Source organism: Actinokineospora iranica (assembly GCF_900101685.1).
Taxonomy (GTDB): Bacteria; Actinomycetota; Actinomycetes; order Mycobacteriales; family Pseudonocardiaceae; genus Actinokineospora; species Actinokineospora iranica.
This window is the reverse complement of record NZ_FMZZ01000004.1, coordinates 73,999-89,593: the sequence shown is the minus strand read 5'-3', so window position 1 is coordinate 89,593 and position 15,595 is coordinate 73,999. Positions and strand designations below refer to the sequence as shown.

At 69.2% G+C, this 15,595-nt stretch carries 16 protein-coding genes and 3 tRNA genes; 8 read left to right on the top strand and 11 right to left on the bottom strand.

Features of this window, described 5'->3' with window-relative positions:
• Nucleotides 1-3 precede the first annotated feature (3 nt).
• The 3 genes from ypfJ to BLS56_RS10370 all read right to left on the bottom strand — a co-directional run bounded on the left by ypfJ (nucleotide 4) and on the right by BLS56_RS10370 (nucleotide 3,767).
• Entirely contained in the window at nucleotides 4-906 is a 903-nt protein-coding gene (gene ypfJ, locus BLS56_RS10380; protein WP_091450046.1) for a KPN_02809 family neutral zinc metallopeptidase, read from the bottom strand.
• Between the two features lie 568 nt (nucleotides 907-1,474).
• Nucleotides 1,475-1,987 (bottom strand): EF-hand domain-containing protein, encoded by a 513-nt coding sequence (locus tag BLS56_RS10375; RefSeq protein WP_175482761.1) that lies wholly within the window; start codon nucleotides 1,985-1,987, stop codon nucleotides 1,475-1,477.
• A 70-nt stretch (nucleotides 1,988-2,057) separates the two neighbouring features.
• Nucleotides 2,058-3,767, bottom strand: a complete 1,710-nt coding sequence (locus BLS56_RS10370; RefSeq protein WP_091449777.1) for a bifunctional metallophosphatase/5'-nucleotidase — start codon at nucleotides 3,765-3,767, stop codon at nucleotides 2,058-2,060.
• Between the two features lie 114 nt (nucleotides 3,768-3,881).
• Here BLS56_RS10370 and BLS56_RS10365 point away from each other — a divergent pair, with 114 nt between their 5' ends.
• Nucleotides 3,882-4,352: a MarR family winged helix-turn-helix transcriptional regulator gene (locus BLS56_RS10365; protein WP_091449776.1), complete on the top strand. Its 471-nt coding sequence runs from the start codon at nucleotides 3,882-3,884 to the stop codon at nucleotides 4,350-4,352.
• A 30-nt stretch (nucleotides 4,353-4,382) separates the two neighbouring features.
• Nucleotides 4,383-4,467: transfer RNA gene (locus tag BLS56_RS10360), tRNA-Ser, on the top strand.
• A 103-nt stretch (nucleotides 4,468-4,570) separates the two neighbouring features.
• Here BLS56_RS10360 and BLS56_RS10355 read toward each other — a convergent pair.
• Both BLS56_RS10355 and BLS56_RS10350 read right to left on the bottom strand, forming a co-directional pair.
• Complete coding sequence (locus tag BLS56_RS10355) at nucleotides 4,571-5,338, bottom strand: putative hydro-lyase (protein ID WP_091450045.1); 768 nt, start codon at nucleotides 5,336-5,338, stop codon at nucleotides 4,571-4,573.
• A gap of 12 nt (nucleotides 5,339-5,350) precedes the next feature.
• Nucleotides 5,351-6,784 (bottom strand): MFS transporter, encoded by a 1,434-nt coding sequence (locus BLS56_RS10350; RefSeq protein ID WP_228771535.1) that lies wholly within the window; start codon nucleotides 6,782-6,784, stop codon nucleotides 5,351-5,353.
• A gap of 145 nt (nucleotides 6,785-6,929) precedes the next feature.
• Between BLS56_RS10350 and BLS56_RS10345 the strand changes: the two genes are divergently transcribed.
• On the top strand, nucleotides 6,930-7,616 hold the full coding sequence (locus BLS56_RS10345; RefSeq protein WP_228771534.1) for a GntR family transcriptional regulator: 687 nt from the start codon (nucleotides 6,930-6,932) through the stop codon (nucleotides 7,614-7,616).
• Between the two features lie 43 nt (nucleotides 7,617-7,659).
• Nucleotides 7,660-8,415, top strand: a complete 756-nt coding sequence (locus BLS56_RS10340; protein WP_091450043.1) for a sulfite exporter TauE/SafE family protein — start codon at nucleotides 7,660-7,662, stop codon at nucleotides 8,413-8,415.
• On the opposite strand, the gene hisC is transcribed toward BLS56_RS10340, so the two are convergent.
• Entirely contained in the window at nucleotides 8,412-9,479 is a 1,068-nt protein-coding gene (gene hisC, locus BLS56_RS10335; RefSeq protein ID WP_091449774.1) for a histidinol-phosphate transaminase, read from the bottom strand. The two genes, BLS56_RS10340 and hisC, sit on opposite strands and share 4 nt — an antisense overlap.
• Before the next feature lie 160 nt (nucleotides 9,480-9,639).
• On the opposite strand from hisC, the gene BLS56_RS10330 reads away from it, so the two are divergent.
• On the top strand, nucleotides 9,640-10,314 hold the full coding sequence (locus tag BLS56_RS10330; RefSeq protein ID WP_091449773.1) for a dienelactone hydrolase family protein: 675 nt from the start codon (nucleotides 9,640-9,642) through the stop codon (nucleotides 10,312-10,314).
• A 16-nt stretch (nucleotides 10,315-10,330) separates the two neighbouring features.
• A complete protein-coding gene (locus tag BLS56_RS10325; RefSeq protein WP_091449772.1) occupies nucleotides 10,331-11,092 on the top strand; it encodes an ESX secretion-associated protein EspG in 762 nt (253 codons plus the stop codon).
• Between the two features lie 2 nt (nucleotides 11,093-11,094).
• Here the strand turns inward: BLS56_RS10325 and BLS56_RS10320 are convergent, their stop codons facing one another.
• Together BLS56_RS10320 and BLS56_RS10315 are read right to left on the bottom strand one after the other, a co-directional pair.
• Nucleotides 11,095-11,751 (bottom strand): CoA transferase subunit B, encoded by a 657-nt coding sequence (locus tag BLS56_RS10320; RefSeq protein ID WP_091449771.1) that lies wholly within the window; start codon nucleotides 11,749-11,751, stop codon nucleotides 11,095-11,097.
• 1 nt (nucleotide 11,752) lies between these two features.
• Nucleotides 11,753-12,520, bottom strand: a complete 768-nt coding sequence (locus tag BLS56_RS10315; RefSeq protein WP_091449770.1) for a CoA transferase subunit A — start codon at nucleotides 12,518-12,520, stop codon at nucleotides 11,753-11,755.
• Nucleotides 12,521-12,734: 214 nt separating this feature from the next.
• On the opposite strand from BLS56_RS10315, the gene BLS56_RS10310 reads away from it, so the two are divergent.
• Both BLS56_RS10310 and BLS56_RS10305 read left to right on the top strand, forming a co-directional pair.
• A tRNA-Ser gene (locus BLS56_RS10310) sits at nucleotides 12,735-12,824 on the top strand.
• Nucleotides 12,825-12,859: 35 nt separating this feature from the next.
• Nucleotides 12,860-12,932: transfer RNA gene (locus tag BLS56_RS10305), tRNA-Arg, on the top strand.
• Nucleotides 12,933-13,002: 70 nt separating this feature from the next.
• Here BLS56_RS10305 and BLS56_RS10300 read toward each other — a convergent pair.
• The 3 genes from BLS56_RS10300 to BLS56_RS10290 all read right to left on the bottom strand — a co-directional run bounded on the left by BLS56_RS10300 (nucleotide 13,003) and on the right by BLS56_RS10290 (nucleotide 15,381).
• The gene (locus BLS56_RS10300) at nucleotides 13,003-14,352 is read right to left on the bottom strand and encodes a tyrosine-type recombinase/integrase (protein ID WP_091449769.1); all 1,350 of its coding nucleotides are present in this window, start codon (nucleotides 14,350-14,352) and stop codon (nucleotides 13,003-13,005) included.
• A 268-nt stretch (nucleotides 14,353-14,620) separates the two neighbouring features.
• Nucleotides 14,621-14,989: a hypothetical protein gene (locus BLS56_RS10295; protein ID WP_091449768.1), complete on the bottom strand. Its 369-nt coding sequence runs from the start codon at nucleotides 14,987-14,989 to the stop codon at nucleotides 14,621-14,623.
• 182 nt (nucleotides 14,990-15,171) lie between these two features.
• Nucleotides 15,172-15,381 carry a helix-turn-helix domain-containing protein gene (locus BLS56_RS10290; protein ID WP_091449767.1) on the bottom strand — a complete coding sequence of 70 codons (210 nt, stop codon included), beginning with the start codon at nucleotides 15,379-15,381 and terminating at the stop codon, nucleotides 15,172-15,174.
• Between the last annotated feature and the right edge of the window lie 214 nt (nucleotides 15,382-15,595).

Below are 15,595 nucleotides of genomic sequence, written 5' to 3'. Positions count from 1 at the left end.
GCCTCAGCCGAGGGTGCGGGTGCCGAAGGTGTCGCAGACCGCGGGGTCGCCGCTGTTGATGCCCGCGGTGAACCACTTCTCCCGCTGCGCGGACGTGCCGTGCGAGAACTGGCTCTCATCGACCCGGCCGCTGCCCAGGTTCTTCTGGATGAAGTCGTCGCCGATCCGGGCGGCGACGTCGAGGGCGCGGTTCACGTCGTCCTGGGAGATCGACTTGATCAGCGGCTTGTTGCTGCCCGGGGCCGGGGTGGTCGTCGCGTGGTTCGCCCAGACACCCGCGTAGCAGTCGGCCTGGAGTTCGAGGCGGACGCCGTCGGAGGTGGGGCCGGTGCCGGGGCGGACCTTGTCGGAGGTGCCCAGCAGGTTCTGCACGTGGTGGCCGTACTCGTGGGCCAGCACGTAGGCCTCGGCGAACGTGCCGCCCTGCGCGCCGAAGCGGGTCTGGAGCTCCTTGAAGAAGGTGAGGTCGACGTAGACCTCCTGGTCGCCGGGGCAGTAGAACGGGCCGACGTCGGAGGTGGCGCTGCCGCAGGCGGTGTTCACCCCGCCGCTGAAGAAGTTCGTCGGCGCAGGCCGGTACGTCGAGCCCGAGCGGGCGAACTCGTCTGCCCAGTACCCCTGGATCGAGTTGATGATCGCGACCAGGGCGCAGTCGGACTTGGTGTTGGCGTCCTTGCCGGTGCGGCACTCGGCGGCCAGGTCGGTGTTGCTGACCGCCTGCCCCCGCCCGACCGCGTCCGTGCTCAGCGGCGCCCCCGCGGGCACACCCCCGAGTTGGGAGAGCACGAAGTAGATGATCACCCCGACGATGCCCAGCCCACCGCCGCCGAGCGCGACCCGCCCGCCGACGCCACGGGTGTCCTGCACCTGGGAGGCGTCCAGGCCTACGTCGTCGTTGAACTCCACGAGCACGCTCCGCGTCCGTCGGGGGCCTCAGCGGTCCTCGGCTGCCTGTTGTCGCACCAGACATTAGTGCCGCACCCCTGCCTCCGGGCGACGACATGCGACCCGTGCTTGTCACCTGTGCCCCAGCACGCACCTGGGTGCGGCGCCATCCCGGCGCCGCACCCAGGTGTCCCACACGTCGTAGCGGTCCGCCACCCTCGTCGGTTGGCGTGGATCCCTGCCGGGCGGATCAGAAGACGCGTCCGATGCGGGGTTCAACATCGTCGAGGTGCTGACTAGGCGCGTCCCGCGCACCCGCGCACTCGAAGACTCGTCGAGCTGCCGCTCACAGCCGCGACCGGGTCGATACTGTCGGCTCAGCCACGGGGTCGCGGCAGGCCGCGGACCACTACGGTGATTCTCTGCTTCGCCACGGCACCACCTACCCTTTCTCGGCGGGCACGGTGACCGATCACATCAGACTGCTGTTCCACACGTTTTCACCTGCGCCAGCCGTCACCCCCATGTTGCGCCCGACCGCCGCCGTTGACAAGTCTTTGGGCCGCCCCTGAATTGGTGAAGTTTTCCGTCACTGTCCGAATGCGACGATCTTGTGTCCGGCTGGGACGGTGGCGCTGCCGAACTCCTGTGTGCGGCCCTGGCGACCGCCCCGCTCAGCGAGTTCGTGCCGGCCCGCTGCTCCGCCCGGTCGGTCGACAGCGGCATCCGCAACGACATCACCACCCTGGAGCTGGTCCGGAGTGGTTCGGGCGGCCGTTGTGGGAGCACACCGTCGGGGTCCGTGGGGGTCCGTGGAGTGGAAGTACTCGCGGGTGGCGCGGATGAACTCCTGCCGGGAGATCACCCCGTCGCCGTCGGTGTCCACCTTGCTGAACGACTCCATCGCCTCGGGCACGGCGATCCTCCACGCGAAGAGCGCCCGCGCCCGGCGGTCGTTCTTGTCCAGGTTGTAGGCCGTCAGGAAGCGGTTGGCGAGGCTCTCGAAGTTCGACCATTCGAGGTAGCCGTTCTGGTTGCCGTCCAGGGTCTGGAACGTCCGGGCGATCTTGACGTTGATCTGGTCTTGCCTGGACGTGGTCACTCGGGTCCTCCGTGGGAAGGTCGTCGGGGTTCCGCCGTCCATCCCGCGCACGCCGCGCCCGTGATGCGCTCTAGGGGATGACGGTGACCCGGGTCGGCGCGGGCGGTGACAGGTTGGGGTTGGCCGAGAGGTAGGCGGTGAACGCGTCCAGGTCGACCGGCCCGCCGGTCAGGTCCGTGCCCTTGGCGAGTTCGGTGAAGCCGTCGCCGCCCGCGGCGAGGAAGTTGTTCACCGACACCCGGTAAGTGGCGGCCGGGTCGAGCGGTTGCCCGGCTATGGCGATGTCCGACACCCGGTCGCCCTGACCCGCCGACCGCGACCAGGTGTAGGTCAGGGTCGAGGAGACCTGGAGGAAACGGGTCAGCGTCGTCCCGTTGGGCTGCGGCTGCCACTGCTGCTCCAGCACGGCCTTGATCTGCGCGCCGGTCAGCGTGACCGTCTGCGTGATGTTGCCGAACGGCTGCACCGCGAACGTCTCGCCGTAGGTCACCACGCCGTCGCCCTCGCCCGCGGGCGACGAGGCGTAGGTCAGGTCGGTGCGGATGCCGCCGGGGTTGGTCATCGCGACCTGCGCCTGGTTGCCCGCGGTCGCGGCGAGTTGCGCGTCGGCGATCACGTCGCCCAGCGGCGACTCGCCGGAGGGAGCGGCTGCCCGCACCAGGTCGGCGGAGATGGTCCCGACCCGCCGGTTCGCGATCGGCGCCGACTTGGCCGACGCCTCGTCCACCAGCGCGGCGATCTCCGGGTCGGCGGGGACGGTGCGGGTGACGATCTCGTTGTGCGCCACGGTCTCCGCGCGCAGCACGTCGCGGGACCGCTTGTCGATCTTGAGGTCGACCACGGACAGGAGCCTGCCGAAGGACGAGCCCTGGATCAGCGGGCGCGGGTTGCCGTCCGGGTCGTCCACGACGCAGTTGTACTGCTGGTGGCTGTGGCCGGTGAAGAACACGTCGATCGACGCGGACGCCGCGGTCGCGATCCGCCGCGCCGGTCCGGGCACCGTGCGGCAGTCGTCCGGCCCGCCGCCCTCGGTGTTGTCGCCCTGGTGCATGAGCACGACCTGGGTGCGCACCCCGACCCGGTCGAGCAACCGGGACGTGCGGTCCAGCGCCGCCACCTCGTCGCCGAAGGTGAAGCCCTCGACGGCCTCCGGCGTCACCACGGACGGCAGGTCCTTCAGCGTCACCCCGATGACGCCCACCGGGACGCCGCTGGCGAACTTGATGGTGAACGGCAGCGCGGCGGGCGCGCCGCTGTCGAAGGCGATGTTCGCGCCGAGGTAAGGGAAGCGGGAGCCGTGGAACCGGGGCCGGAACTGGCACCCGTCGGCGGGATGGCAGCCGCCGGACTGCATCCGCCGCAACTCCTGGTAGCCCTCGTCGAACTCGTGGTTGCCGATCGTGGTGGCCGCCACCCCGATGCGGTTGAGGAACTCGATGGTCGGCTCGTCGTGGAACAGCGCCGACGTCAGCGGCGACGCCCCGATGTTGTCCCCGGCGGACAGGACCAGCGAGTGCTCGGACTCTCCCCGCAGCCGCGCGACGTGCGTGGCCAGATAAGCGGCCCCACCAGCGTCGACGGTGTTGCCGTCCGGCAGCGTCACCCGCCCAGACGACCCGGCGGGCGGCGCCAGGTTGCCGTGGAAGTCGTTGAACGCGATCAACCGCAAGTCGGCCGCCATGGGCCTGCCCGCCGCGTCCGCCCCCACGGCCCCCGCCAACCCGGCGACGGTGAGGGCAGCCACCGCCAGAACCGCCGAGATCCGAGTAGAAAAGCCCATCAGTCCTCCGTCCCCAACACCCAAGATCACCCGATCGAGCGCAAGGAGTCGGAGTCTGCCGTCTGCCGATGCCGAAGACCAGTCCGGCTGGATGAACGCCGTAGCCTGGGACGCGTGACATCTGTGAGTGCCGAACCCCGGTGGCTGGAACCAGACGAGATGCGCGCATGGCGCGCCTACGTCATCGCCAGCGAACTGCTGCGCCAGCAGCTCAACCGGGAACTCCAAGAGAAGCACGGCCTGGCGCTGCCCGACTACGAGGTGCTGGTGCGCCTTTCCGAGCGCGAAGGCTGGCAGATGCGCATGAGCCAACTCGCGGGCCAACTCGCCTCGTCCAAGAGCAGACTCTCCCACCAGATCTCCCGCCTGGAGAAAGCAGGCTTCGTCCGCCGCCTCAACTGCGCGGAAGACGCCCGCGGCGTCGTCGCCGAACTCACCCCCAAGGGCATGGACATGCTCCGCACCGCGGCCCCCGTCCACGTCCAAGGCGTCCGCGAACACCTGGTCGACCTGATGTCCCCGGCGGAACAAGAGGTGGTCGCGGGCCTGTTCGAACGAGTCATCGAGCACCTCGATCTCACCTGAGCCGGTGACTTCGTTACGCTGAACGGGTAGGGAGGCGTGGCAGAGCGGCCGAATGCATCCGCCTTGAAAGCGGAAGACCCGCAAGGGTCCGGGGGTTCAAATCCCTCCGCCTCCGCTCACTGGCTCTGACCAGCGGAAACGCTGGTCAGCCAGCTCGCAGGCAGCCGCGGGCTGCGCCGCCAGTGCACACGCTTGGTCGCCGAGGTCGGTGAATGTCTTCAACTCCCCAATCGGTAAACGGGTTCCCATATGTCGGTGATGAGCATGTGGCCCGGGGCGTGGGTGATGGCGAAGGGGATTCGGCTCGCCGCTAGTGCTGCCTGGGGGGTGACGCCGCAGGCCCAGAAGACGGGGATATCGCCGTCGTGGATTTCCACGGGGTCGCCGTAGTCGGGGGAGTTCAGGGTCACGCCTAAAGATTCGGGTGCGCCTATGTGGGTTGGGGCGCCGTGGGCGGTGTGCACCTGTGCGCTCACTTGGACGGCGGTGGCCACCAAATCGGTGGGGATGGGCCGCATGGAGACGACCAAGGGGCCGGAAAGGGAACCCGCGGGGCGGCACGTGCGGTTGGTTCGGTACATGGGCACTGTGGTGCCTGCTTCGACGTGTCGTAAGGGGATTCCCGCTTCGGTCAGGGCGGCCTCGAAGGTGAAACTGCACCCGATGAGGAACGTCACCAGGTCGGGCCGCCAGTGCTCTTCGACGGAGGTGGGTTCGGCGACCACGGTTCCGTTCCGCCAGACGCGGTAGCGGGGGAGGTCGGTGCGCAGGTCGGCGTGGGCGAGGCCGGTGCGCCATGAGCCGGGGTCGGTGACGTCCAGCAGGGGGCACGGTTTCGGGTTGCGTTGGGCGAACAGCAGCATGTCGAAGGCGTGTTCCTTCGGCAGGGCGATGAGGTTTGCCTGGATGTAGCCGTTGGCCCAGCCGGAAGTGGAAGCGACTGTGCCGGAACGGAAAGCGGCTCGGGCTTGCTTCGGGGTTCTCATCACGTGCTCCAATTAGGACAGTTCGCGGTCGCGGGTCTCGGGGAGGCCGAACAGGGACACGAAGGTCACCCCGTAGGCGAGCGCGCCGAAGCCCATCGCGCCGCCGATTCCGTACCGGAGGGCGACAAAGCCGATGACGGTGGGGAAGAACGCGCCCACCGCGCGGCCGAAGTTGTAGGTGAAGCCGGGGCCCGCGCCGCGCGCCCGGCTCGGGTACAGCTCGGCGAGGTAGGCGCCGAAGCCGCTGAAGATCGCCGACGAGCAGAAGCCCAGGGGGAATCCCAGGTACATCACGTATGCGCCCAAGGACGGGGGAAGCTGGGTGTAGAGGGTCATCAGCACGGCGCTGAGGACGGCGAACAGGCGGAAAGTGTTCTTCCGCCCCAACCGGTCCGTGAAATAGCCGCCGGTGAGATAGCCGAGAAACGCCCCGCTGATCAGGAAGAACATGTACCCGCCCGTGCCGATGACGGTGAGGCCGCGTTCCTTGCTCAGAAAGGCGGGCAGCCAGGTGGCCAGGGTGTAATAGCCCCCTTGGCAGCCGGTCGCCAGCAATGACGCGAAAGCGGTCGTCCTGATCAGGTCCGGGCGGAAAATGGCCCGCAGCGACCCGCGTGCCTCGGCTTTGTGCCGGGTGAACACGGGCGCGTCCTCGATGCCGCGCCGTAGGTAGACGACCAGCAGGGCGGGCAGCGCCCCGGTGAAGAACAGGATCCGCCACGCCAGGTCCGGGTCGACCAGGTTGAACACGACGGTGTAGGCGATGACGGCCATTCCCCAGCCCACCGCCCACGAACTCTGGATGACCGCGGCCACCCGCCCCCGGTGCCGGGCGCTGGTGTACTCGGCCACCAGGATCGCCCCGGTCGCCCATTCGCCGCCGAAGCCGAGGCCCTGCAACGCCCGGAACACCAGCAAAGTCTCGTAGTTCTGCGCCAGGCCGCACAGCGCGGTGAACACCGCATACGTCACCACGGTGATCATCAGCGTCCGCACCCGCCCCAACCGGTCGGCCAGCACGCCCGCGGCGACGCCCCCGATCGCCGAGAACACCAGTGTCGTCGTGGACAGCAGGCCGGTCTGCCCGGTGTCGAGCCCGAATGTCCCCGCGATCGCCGCCAGGCCCAGCGGCAGCACCCAGAAGTCGTAGGAGTCCAACCCGAACCCGAGAAACGCCCCGACGAACGCCCGCCGCCCCTTCCCGGGCAACTCCCGAAACCACGCGAACCAGTCCGCACCCGCCGCCGAATGACGCCCAGTCCGGTCACCCGGCCTCCTGCGGCGCCCACTCGCCGCGTCCGACGCGCCGAGGCTGGCGTCGGCGACTTCGGCGCTCGCCCCGGCACCGTCTTCGCCCACCATGTCGGCCACCTGTCCCGCTGTGTCGACGCCCGCCTTGTTCCCGCTGGTTACCGCCCTGCCGCCGTGCTTACCCCTGCTCCCCATGCCCCGTGCCCCGCTCTCGTTCGTCCTGGTGGTTCGTCCATTCGCACTCGTGTAGGAAAGTTCAGTTTGAGGATTGTTGAACAATATGACAAGCAGCCAATTGGATGATTACCGTGCGGGCAGCTACGGAGCAGTGGAGGCAAGCGTGACTGCGGCGGACATCGGTGGCAGGCTCACCGAACTCGCGTTGGAGCGGCGGCGGGAGCGCAGCAGCGCGGCCGACGTCGCGGCGGCGGTGTTGCGGGACCTGATCCTGGAAGGGGCGCTGCCACCGGGAAGCCGGGTGTCCGAGGAGGCGTTCATCGGGCCGCTGGAGGTGTCCCGCAACACCCTGCGCGAGGCGTTCCGCCTGCTCACCCACGAGCGGCTGCTCGTCCACAAGCTCAACCGGGGCGTCTTCGTCCGCAGGCTCGACGCCGCCGACGTCAAAGACCTGTTCCAGGTTCGCCGCCTGATCGAGTGCTCGGCGCTGCTGTCGGCGGGCAAGGCCGGGGTGCCCACGCTGTCCGCCGCGGTCGAGGTGGGGGAGCGGGCCGCCGCGGCGGGGCGCTGGGTGGACGTCGGCACCGCGAATCTCCGCTTCCACCAGGCGATCGCGGGCCTCGTGGGCAGCCGGCGCATCGACGAGCTGATGCACCAGGTGGCCGCCGAGCTGCGTCTCGGCTTCCACGAGATGGGCGACCCGAAGGCGTTCCACGAGAGCTACCTGACGCGCAACCGCGGCATCGTCCACACGCTGGCCGCCGGGGACGCGATGCGCGCCGAGAGCCAGCTCCGGGCGTATCTGAACGACGCGGAGTACGAGATGCTCGACATCATCGGCAGGCGGTGAGACGCGTTAGGGTCGTCCTCGTGCCGATGATGGGATGTTCGTGATGACGGCCTGGGAGGTCGTGGGCCTGGTGCTGGCTGGCGTGTTCGCCGGTGGCATCAACGCGGTGGTCGGGTCGGGGACGCTGGTGACTTTCCCGGTGCTGCTGGCCGTCGGCTACCCGCCGGTGGTGGCCAATGTGTCCAACACGCTCGGGCTGGTGCCGGGGTCGGTGACCGGGGCGATCGGGTACCGCAGGGAACTGGTCGGGCAGGGGCCGCGGCTGCTCCGGCTCGGCGCGGCGTCGCTCGTCGGCGGTGTCGTCGGGGCCGTGCTGCTGCTGGTGCTGCCGCCGGGCGCGTTCGAGACGATCGTGCCGATCCTGATCGTCCTGGCGCTGGTGCTGGTCGTCGCGCAGCCGTGGCTGGCGCGGAAACTGGCCGAACGGCAGCCCGAACGGCACGAGCACGGCGGTGTCGCGCTGCTGGCCGGTGTGTGCGTGACCGGTGTGTACGGCGGATATTTCGGCGCCGCGCAAGGGGTTCTCCTGCTCGCGCTCATGGGAATCCTGATGGCCGAGACATTGCAGCGGATCAACGCGGTCAAGAACGTCCTCGCCGCGATCGTCAATCTGGTCGCGGGCCTGGTCTTCGTGTTCGTCGCGGACGTCGCCTGGCTCGCGGTCGGGGCCATCGCGGTCGGCGCGATGGTCGGCGGGCTGCTCGGCGCGAAGGTCGGCCGCAAGCTGTCCCCGGTGGTGCTGCGCGCGGTGATCGTGGTCGTCGGTCTCGCCGCGATCGTGCAGATCCTGACCCGCTAGCGCGGGAAACTCAGTGCGGCGGCGAGGAAAGCGTCGTTCTCGTCCGGCGTGCCGATCGTCACCCGGGCGCCGTCGCCGACGAACGCGCGCACGACCACCTTGTGCGCCAGGCAGTGCTCGTTGAACGCGGCGGTCCGCTCACCCAGCGGCAGCCACACGAAGTTCGCCTCGGTCTCCGGGACGTCGTATCCCGCCGCGATCAGCGCGGCGCGGACCCGGCCGCGTTCGGCGACGATTCCGGTGCAGCGGGCCAGCAACTCGGCTTCGGCGTCCAAAGAGGACAGTGCGGCCACCTGGGCGAGCGCGTTCACCCCGAACGGCACGAACACCTTGCGCACGGCCGCGGCCACCGGCGCGGCGGCCACCAGGTACCCGACGCGCAGCCCGGCGAGGCCGTACGCCTTGGAGAACGTGCGCAGCACCGCCACGTTGTCCCGCCCGCGCGCCCACCGCGCCTTGGCGACCTCGACGCCGTCGGGCACCTCGGGGTCGGCGACGAACTCGCGGTACGCCTCGTCGACGACCACGACCACATCGTCGGGCACGGCGTCGATGAGCCGCTCCAGTTCCGCGCGCCGCAGCGCCGTGCCGGTCGGATTGTTCGGCGTGCACACGAAAACCAGCCGCGTCGACGGTGTCACCGCCGCGATCATCGCGTCCACGTCGAGGGCGTGCTCGGCGGTGAGCGGCACGCGCACCTGGGTGGCGCCGACGACGTGCGCCACGATCGGGTAAGCCTCGAACGACCGCCAGGGGAACAGGACCTCGTCCTGGGCCGTGCAGGTCGCCTGGATGAGCTGCTGGCACAACGTGACCGAGCCGCAGCCGACGGCCACCTGGTCCTCATCGACGCCGAGCTTGGCCGCGAGCCGCGCCACCAGTTCGACGGAACCGTTGTCCGGGTAGCGGTTGATCCGTTCCGCCGCCTCGGCGATGGCCATCACCACGCTGGGCAGCGGGCCGAGCGAGACCTCGTTGCTGGCGAGCTTGATCGCCCCGGGGATGTTCTTGCCGGGCACATAACCGGGCAGCGAGTCCAGGTCGGCGCGGATTCGCACGGTCATCGGGGCTCCTCATCGTCAAGGTGGCGCCCCAAGATGCTACAGAGCGGACACCAGTGTTCGGTTTCCGCGCCGCGAATGCCCGCATTCGGCCCACTTCCCGCAGATGGGTGAGCGGGTGATCACGTTGACTGGTATTAACCCCCGCATGGTTGGGTATGTCATGGCCCAGACACGCACAGAGGATTTCCGGCTCGACGACGGCCGTGCGCTGCGCCTCACCTATGCCGAACCGGATGGCGTCACCAGGGGCGGGCTCGTGGTCCTGCACGAGGCGCGCGGCATCACCGACGCCGTGCGCGGCATGGTCGCGGGGCTTGCCGCGGAAGGATGGCTCGTCGTCGTCCCGCACCTCTACCGGGGCGAGTCCGGATCGGCCGAGGTGGGCCACGACGAGGCGCGCGACAAGGTCGGCGAGCTGTCCGGCAAATCCGTCCTGGCCGCGACGGACATCGCGTTCGCCTGGCTTTCCGGCCGCAAGGTCAACCTGGACCGGATCGGCGTCATCGGCCTCGAGTTCGGCGGCGCGGTCGCCATGGTGGTCGCCGCGCGGCGCATCATCGGCGCCGCCGTCACCATCGCGGGCGGCGGCATCCTCGAACCACTCGCCGACGGGCTGCCCGCGCTGGTCGAGATCGCGGGCGACCTGACCGTCCCGTGGCTGGGCCTGTACCGCGAACAGGGCGACGACATCACCGCCGAGCAGGTCGAGAAGCTGCGCGAGGCGGCCAGCACCGCGAAGATCGCCACCGACGTGGTGCGGTTCCCGTTCGAGTCCGCGGGCGCCTTCGAGGCGTGGCAGCGCGCGCTGAACTGGTTCGACGCGCACCTGCGGTGATGGTCACCTCGCGCTGATGGTCACCTGGCTCGGGGCGGTCGAGTTCGACTTGATCTGGGAGGGGCTCGGGTTCGCCGAACGGCCGTACCCGATCGACGTGCCCTCGTTCGGCGAGACGGTGGGCGAGCGCGACCGGTTGCGCGGCGAGGTCGTCGCGGGGCTGGTCGCCCGCGGCCTGCACGACGGCCGCGACCTCGACCGGCGGCTGGAAGACCAGCTAGTGCTGCTGGCGCGCAACGAGGTCACCGTCGACGGCCTGCTCTCGGTCGGCCGCACCGTGCGCGTGCTCGGCGCGGGCAAGGGTGCGGACGCGGTGCTCGCCGTGCAGTCCGGCGACCGGATCAGGGTCGGCCCGGTGGGCGGCGGCGGGCTCGTCGCGGAACTCGCCGGGCTGCTGCCCGACGCGGATGCTGGCCCCGGAAACCCGGTGACCCTGCCGAAGGCGGTCTTCAACAACGCCGTCGACGCCTATGTGGAGTCGGGATTCGGCGGGCTGGCGGCCACGCTCGACCGGGGCGGTGTCAGCGGGCCGGACATGCGCACCATCGCGACCCTGGTGGAGAACTCCCGGCACGGCGGCGGCCAAGTGGCGGCCAACAGCCTCGACCGGCTCGGCCGCCGCACCCGCACCGACGCGGTGAACTGGTTCGACACGACCGCGGGCCGCTACCTGTGGCTGCCGACCCAGCGCGACGGCGTCGCCTGGCTCACCCTCGCCCCGGCCGACTCCGCGGGGCTCGCCCAGCGGCTGGGCGACCTCGTGGCGTCGGTGTACTGAGGTCAGGCCACCATCTCGGTGATGTCGGCGGCCACGGCCAGCTCCGGCTCGGTCTTCGCGCGCACCTCGTCCACGCTCACCCCCGGGGCGAGTTCGCGCAGCACCAGGCCGTCGGCGGTGACGTCGACGACCGCGAGGTCGGTGATGATCCGCTGCGCCACCCGCCGCCCGGTGTAGGGCAGCGAGCACTCGTGCACGATCTTGTACGAGCCGTCCTTGGCCACGTGCTCCATCAGCACCACGACCAGCTTGGCGCCGTGGACCAGGTCCATCGCGCCGCCCATGCCCTTGACCATCTTGCCCGGGATCATCCAGTTCGCGATGTCGCCGTCCTTGGACACCTGCATCGCGCCCAGGATCGCCGCGTCGACCTTCCCGCCCCGGATCATCCCGAACGACAGCGCGGAGTCGAAGAACGACGCGCCCCGCCGCAGCGACACGGTCTCCTTGCCCGCGTTGATCAGGTCCGGGTCTTCCTCACCGTCGATCGGGGAAGCGCCGACACCGAGGATGCCGTTCTCGGACTGCAGAACTATCTCGATGTCGTCAGGCACGTAGTTGGGCACCATCGTCGGCAAACCGATGCCCAGGTTGACGTAAGAGCCATCCGACAGCTCCGCCGCGGCGCGGGCGGCCATCTGCTCACGGGTCAGCGCCATCTCAGGCCTCCTGCTTCGGACGGACAGTGCGACGCTCGACGCGCTTGTCGGCTGCCTGCTCGGCGGTAAGCGCGACCACCCGCTGCACGAAGATGCCCGGCAGGTGCACCTCGTCCGGGTCGATCTCGCCGGGCTCCACCAGCTCCTCGACCTCGGCGATGCTCACCCGGCCCGCCATCGCGCACAGCGGGTTGAAGTTCCGCGCGGTGGCGTGGAACACCAGGTTGCCGTGCCGGTCGCCCTTCCAGGCCCGCACCAGCCCGAAGTCGCACACGATCGCGCGCTCCAGCACGTAGTCCAGCCCGTCGAACTCCCGAACCTCTTTGACCGGCGAGGCCACCACGACGTTGCCCGCGTCGTCATAGCGCCACGGCACCCCGCCCTCGGCCACCTGCGTGCCGACCCCCGTGCGGGTGTAGAAGGCCGGAATCCCGGACCCACCGGCCCGCAACCGCTCGGCCAGCGTCCCCTGCGGCGTCAGCTCCAACTCCAGCTCCCCGGCCAGGTACTGCCGCGCGAACTCCTTGTTCTCCCCGACATACGAACTGGTCATCCGGGCGATCCGCCGCTCACGCAGCAGCAGCCCCAACCCCCAGTCGTCCACCCCGCAGTTGTTCGACACCACATCCAGCCCACTCACCCCACCGGCAAGCAACGCCTGGATCAACACGGTCGGTATCCCGCACAGCCCGAACCCCCCAACCGCCAGACTCGCGTTGTCCGGGATGTCCGCGACCGCGTCGGCGGCGCTGGCGACGACTTTGTCCATCGGTGCCCCTCCTTCTGGTGTGGCATTGGTAACTCTAGTGCCGCACCACCACCCCCCGACGTAGCAGGCGCACCCACGATCGGGCGGCGGCGGGTGGCGGGACCCACCAGCCCGCCTCGACCTCTGACCTGCGGACGAGCCGTTGGGGAGGGGGCGTTTTGCTTGCCGGACGGGGGCCTGTGTAGTCTTATCTCCCGAGCGGCCTGGGGCCCCGGGAGGCTTCGCCTAGTCTGGTCTATGGCGCCGCACTGCTAATGCGGTTGGGGTTAACTGCCCCTCCCGGGTTCAAATCCCGGAGCCTCCGCTGGACACCCGGCTCGCCGGGTGACAACTAAACATGCGCCCGTAGCTCAACGGATAGAGCATCTGACTACGGATCAGAAGGTTAGGGGTTCGAATCCCTTCGGGCGCACAAGGTCAGGGGGTGTCCAGTGTGGACACCCCCTGACGTTTCGTCTCACTTTCCGTCTCAGTGGCCGTTCTCAGACCGGTGCTGGTACCCCTGCCGGGCCTTCATCGTCGTCGTCCTGGTCGGCCCAGAGCAGGCCGCCGATCTGCCGAGCGATCTTGTGCCGCATCTCGTCGGGGACGTGCATGTAGCGCTTCGCCATGTCGGCTTTCGACCAGCCCATGACGTCCATTGCGGCGCGGTCCGAGACTCCCAGCACGAGCAGGAACGTCGCGGCCGTGTGTCGGGCGTCGTGTAGACGGGCCTCGCGCACACCAGCTGTGGCAAGCAGCTCCTTCCACTCGCCGTAGTCCGCGCGCGGGTCGACAGGCTTTCCGTTCGGCTGGGCGAAAACCCACCCTTCGTCACGCCACAGGTTGGCCGCTGTCGCCTGCTCCCCGGCCTGTGTCTCTCGGTGGTCGATGAGGGCACGAGCCAGCGGCGACGGCAGGCTGACCACTCGTCGTCCGGCCCGGGACTTCGGCTCGACAATCACCAGGCCACCACCGTGCCGATTCGGGCACTCGGCACCTCGTTTCCGGCCGCACGGCGCATCTGGGGCGCACCCGTGCTGCCAGGTGTGTCGCTGCAATGCGCGCCGGACGGTGAGCGTCCCAAGGGGGAACGCGTCAGGGCAACTCGCGGGTTTGTTTCCACATGGAACCTTTTCTGGGCAACCGTGATGCCACTCTGTGGCGACGTCGGGCCATTTCAAGCCCAACGTCTCACCTTGTCGAAGACCGAGCGCCAGCGCGATCGCCCACCGTGCGCCATTTCGGCGTGTGCGTGCGAGATTGAGAATGGTTTGCGCGTCGTCCAAGCTGAGCGGCTCAATTTCAGTCTCCGCTGTGCGTGGTGTGCGGACAAGCTTGATCGGGTTGCGCGTGAGCCGTTCGCGCTTCTCTGCCTCGTTCAGGGCGGCGCGCAAGGTGCGGTGCACTTGCAGCACGGTCGACGGCTTCGCCCCGGTCTTGCGGAGACTGGCGTAGTAGCGCTCGATGTGCTCGGGCTCCAACTTCTCCAGTCGGTGTGCGCCAAGGCCGGGAACGAGGTACTTGTGAATGGCCGTGCTGTAGTAGGTCTGCGTCTTGTACCGCACGTTGGGGCTTGCGATGTGCTCAAACCAGTGAAGCAGCCACTTCTCCACCGTCCAGGTGCCGCTGCCAGCCTTGCTGGCCTTCCCGCTGTCACGCTTGCGTTCCAGCTCCCGAACGGCCTTGATTACTTCGGCTTCGGTTTTGCGTTCGACGTGTCGGCGGTCTGGTTTGCCGTCGTCGCGGGCGCCCATGGTGACGCGGCCGTGCCATTTGCCGTCTTTCCCGAGGTAGATGCTTGATGCGCCGTTGGGTGCGCGTGTTCCTTCGGGTCGTTTCTTGCGTGGCATTCCTGGTGTGTCCTTTTCTGGTCGGGTTTTGGGCATGGGTGTGCCCGGGTGGGTTTGGGCTGGTGTTTCTTGTGGGGGGCTTGACGGAACCCTGTCGACGTCGAGGGGGAACCGTCACGGTGGGTGTCGTCAGAAGTCGTCAGGTGTTGTCAGGTGGTGGGGTTTCGCGCGCGCGCGTCGCGTGCGCATGTACGCGCGCACGCATTGGGGGTGAGTGCGGGCGGGTGTCTGACGTGTGACGCCTGACGTGACGGTCGGGGGTGCGCGGTTACCGCCTGTGGTCGCGGGTGGCCGCTCGGGCGGTGGTGGCGCGGGGGAACAGGGTGGTGATTCGGCGGGTGCAGGCGGTGAGTCGGGCGGGGTCGTGGGTGCGGTTGTTCACCGCGATAAGGAATGCGGCTTTGTCTTGGGCGATGCGGTTCGCGCCTTTGTTGACGAGGGTGTCGGCGATGACGGTGCGGACGTGGTCGGCGTCGGTGAGTTGGTCGGTGGTCAACGTGCTGGTGTAGAGGATCGCGGTGAGGTCGTCGTGGCGTAGGGGGACGCTGAAGCTGGCGCTGGTGACGGCGCGTCCGCGGCCGGTGGCGCGGAATCGGGGTGTGGTCTCGACGGGGTGGCCGTCGACGTAGGCGCGCATGGTCCGGGGTTCTCCTGTCCGGTGTGGCGGGTTGCTGGGCGGCTGGGATGGGTGGGGGGGGCTGGGTTGGGGCCACTCCCCCCGGTTTAAGCCGTCCTAGGGGATGGCTGGAACCGGGGGGAGGCTGGGTGGGCGCCCGGGTGTCGTTGCCCCGCTGCCGGTCGACGGGCGCGGCCCAGAGGTCAGGCGATGGCCCGCTGGGCGTCGGTGAGGCCCTGGACGTAGGCGGCCAGGGCTTCGAGGGGGACACGGCGTAGGCGCCCGATGCGGACGCTGTGGATGTGTCCGGCCTTGATCAGGGCGAACATCCGGGTCCGGCTGATGGCCAGCTGCGCGGCGGCCTGCTCGACGGTGAGCAGCGTACGGCCCTGCCCGGCGGGTTGGGTGGTCATGGTGGCTGTCCTCCTGGGTTTCGTCGGTGATTGGTCTGGTCGGCTCGGTGGGGTGCTGTGGCTGTCCGGGCCGCGCCTGGCGGATGGTGGTCTGGGGTGGCACGCGGTTGACGCGGTTACGCGGTAAGTGGCCTGAGCTGGGGTTTTGTTCTGGACTAACCGCGTCGGGTACGCGGTTAGTGGTTGGCGTTCGCGCTGGTCAGGGCAGTTCCCG

What these genes read in the sequence shown, in the direction of transcription:
- BLS56_RS10315 (WP_091449770.1), bottom strand. Translation starts at nt 12,520, where the DNA reads ATGGACAAAGTCGTCGCCAGCGCCGCCGACGCGGTCGCGGACATCCCG.
- BLS56_RS10355 (WP_091450045.1), bottom strand. Translation starts at nt 5,338, where the DNA reads ATGAGAACCCCGAAGCAAGCCCGAGCCGCTTTCCGTTCCGGCACAGTC.
- BLS56_RS10350 (WP_228771535.1), bottom strand. Translation starts at nt 6,784, where the DNA reads ATGGGGAGCAGGGGTAAGCACGGCGGCAGGGCGGTAACCAGCGGGAAC.
- BLS56_RS10320 (WP_091449771.1), bottom strand. Translation starts at nt 11,751, where the DNA reads ATGGCGCTGACCCGTGAGCAGATGGCCGCCCGCGCCGCGGCGGAGCTG.
- BLS56_RS10325 (WP_091449772.1), top strand. Translation starts at nt 10,331, where the DNA reads ATGGTCACCTGGCTCGGGGCGGTCGAGTTCGACTTGATCTGGGAGGGG.
- BLS56_RS10330 (WP_091449773.1), top strand. Translation starts at nt 9,640, where the DNA reads ATGGCCCAGACACGCACAGAGGATTTCCGGCTCGACGACGGCCGTGCG.
- BLS56_RS10290 (WP_091449767.1), bottom strand. Translation starts at nt 15,381, where the DNA reads ATGACCACCCAACCCGCCGGGCAGGGCCGTACGCTGCTCACCGTCGAG.
- BLS56_RS10300 (WP_091449769.1), bottom strand. Translation starts at nt 14,352, where the DNA reads ATGCCACGCAAGAAACGACCCGAAGGAACACGCGCACCCAACGGCGCA.
- BLS56_RS10295 (WP_091449768.1), bottom strand. Translation starts at nt 14,989, where the DNA reads ATGCGCGCCTACGTCGACGGCCACCCCGTCGAGACCACACCCCGATTC.
- hisC (WP_091449774.1), bottom strand. Translation starts at nt 9,479, where the DNA reads ATGACCGTGCGAATCCGCGCCGACCTGGACTCGCTGCCCGGTTATGTG.
- BLS56_RS10340 (WP_091450043.1), top strand. Translation starts at nt 7,660, where the DNA reads ATGACGGCCTGGGAGGTCGTGGGCCTGGTGCTGGCTGGCGTGTTCGCC.
- BLS56_RS10370 (WP_091449777.1), bottom strand. Translation starts at nt 3,767, where the DNA reads ATGGGCTTTTCTACTCGGATCTCGGCGGTTCTGGCGGTGGCTGCCCTC.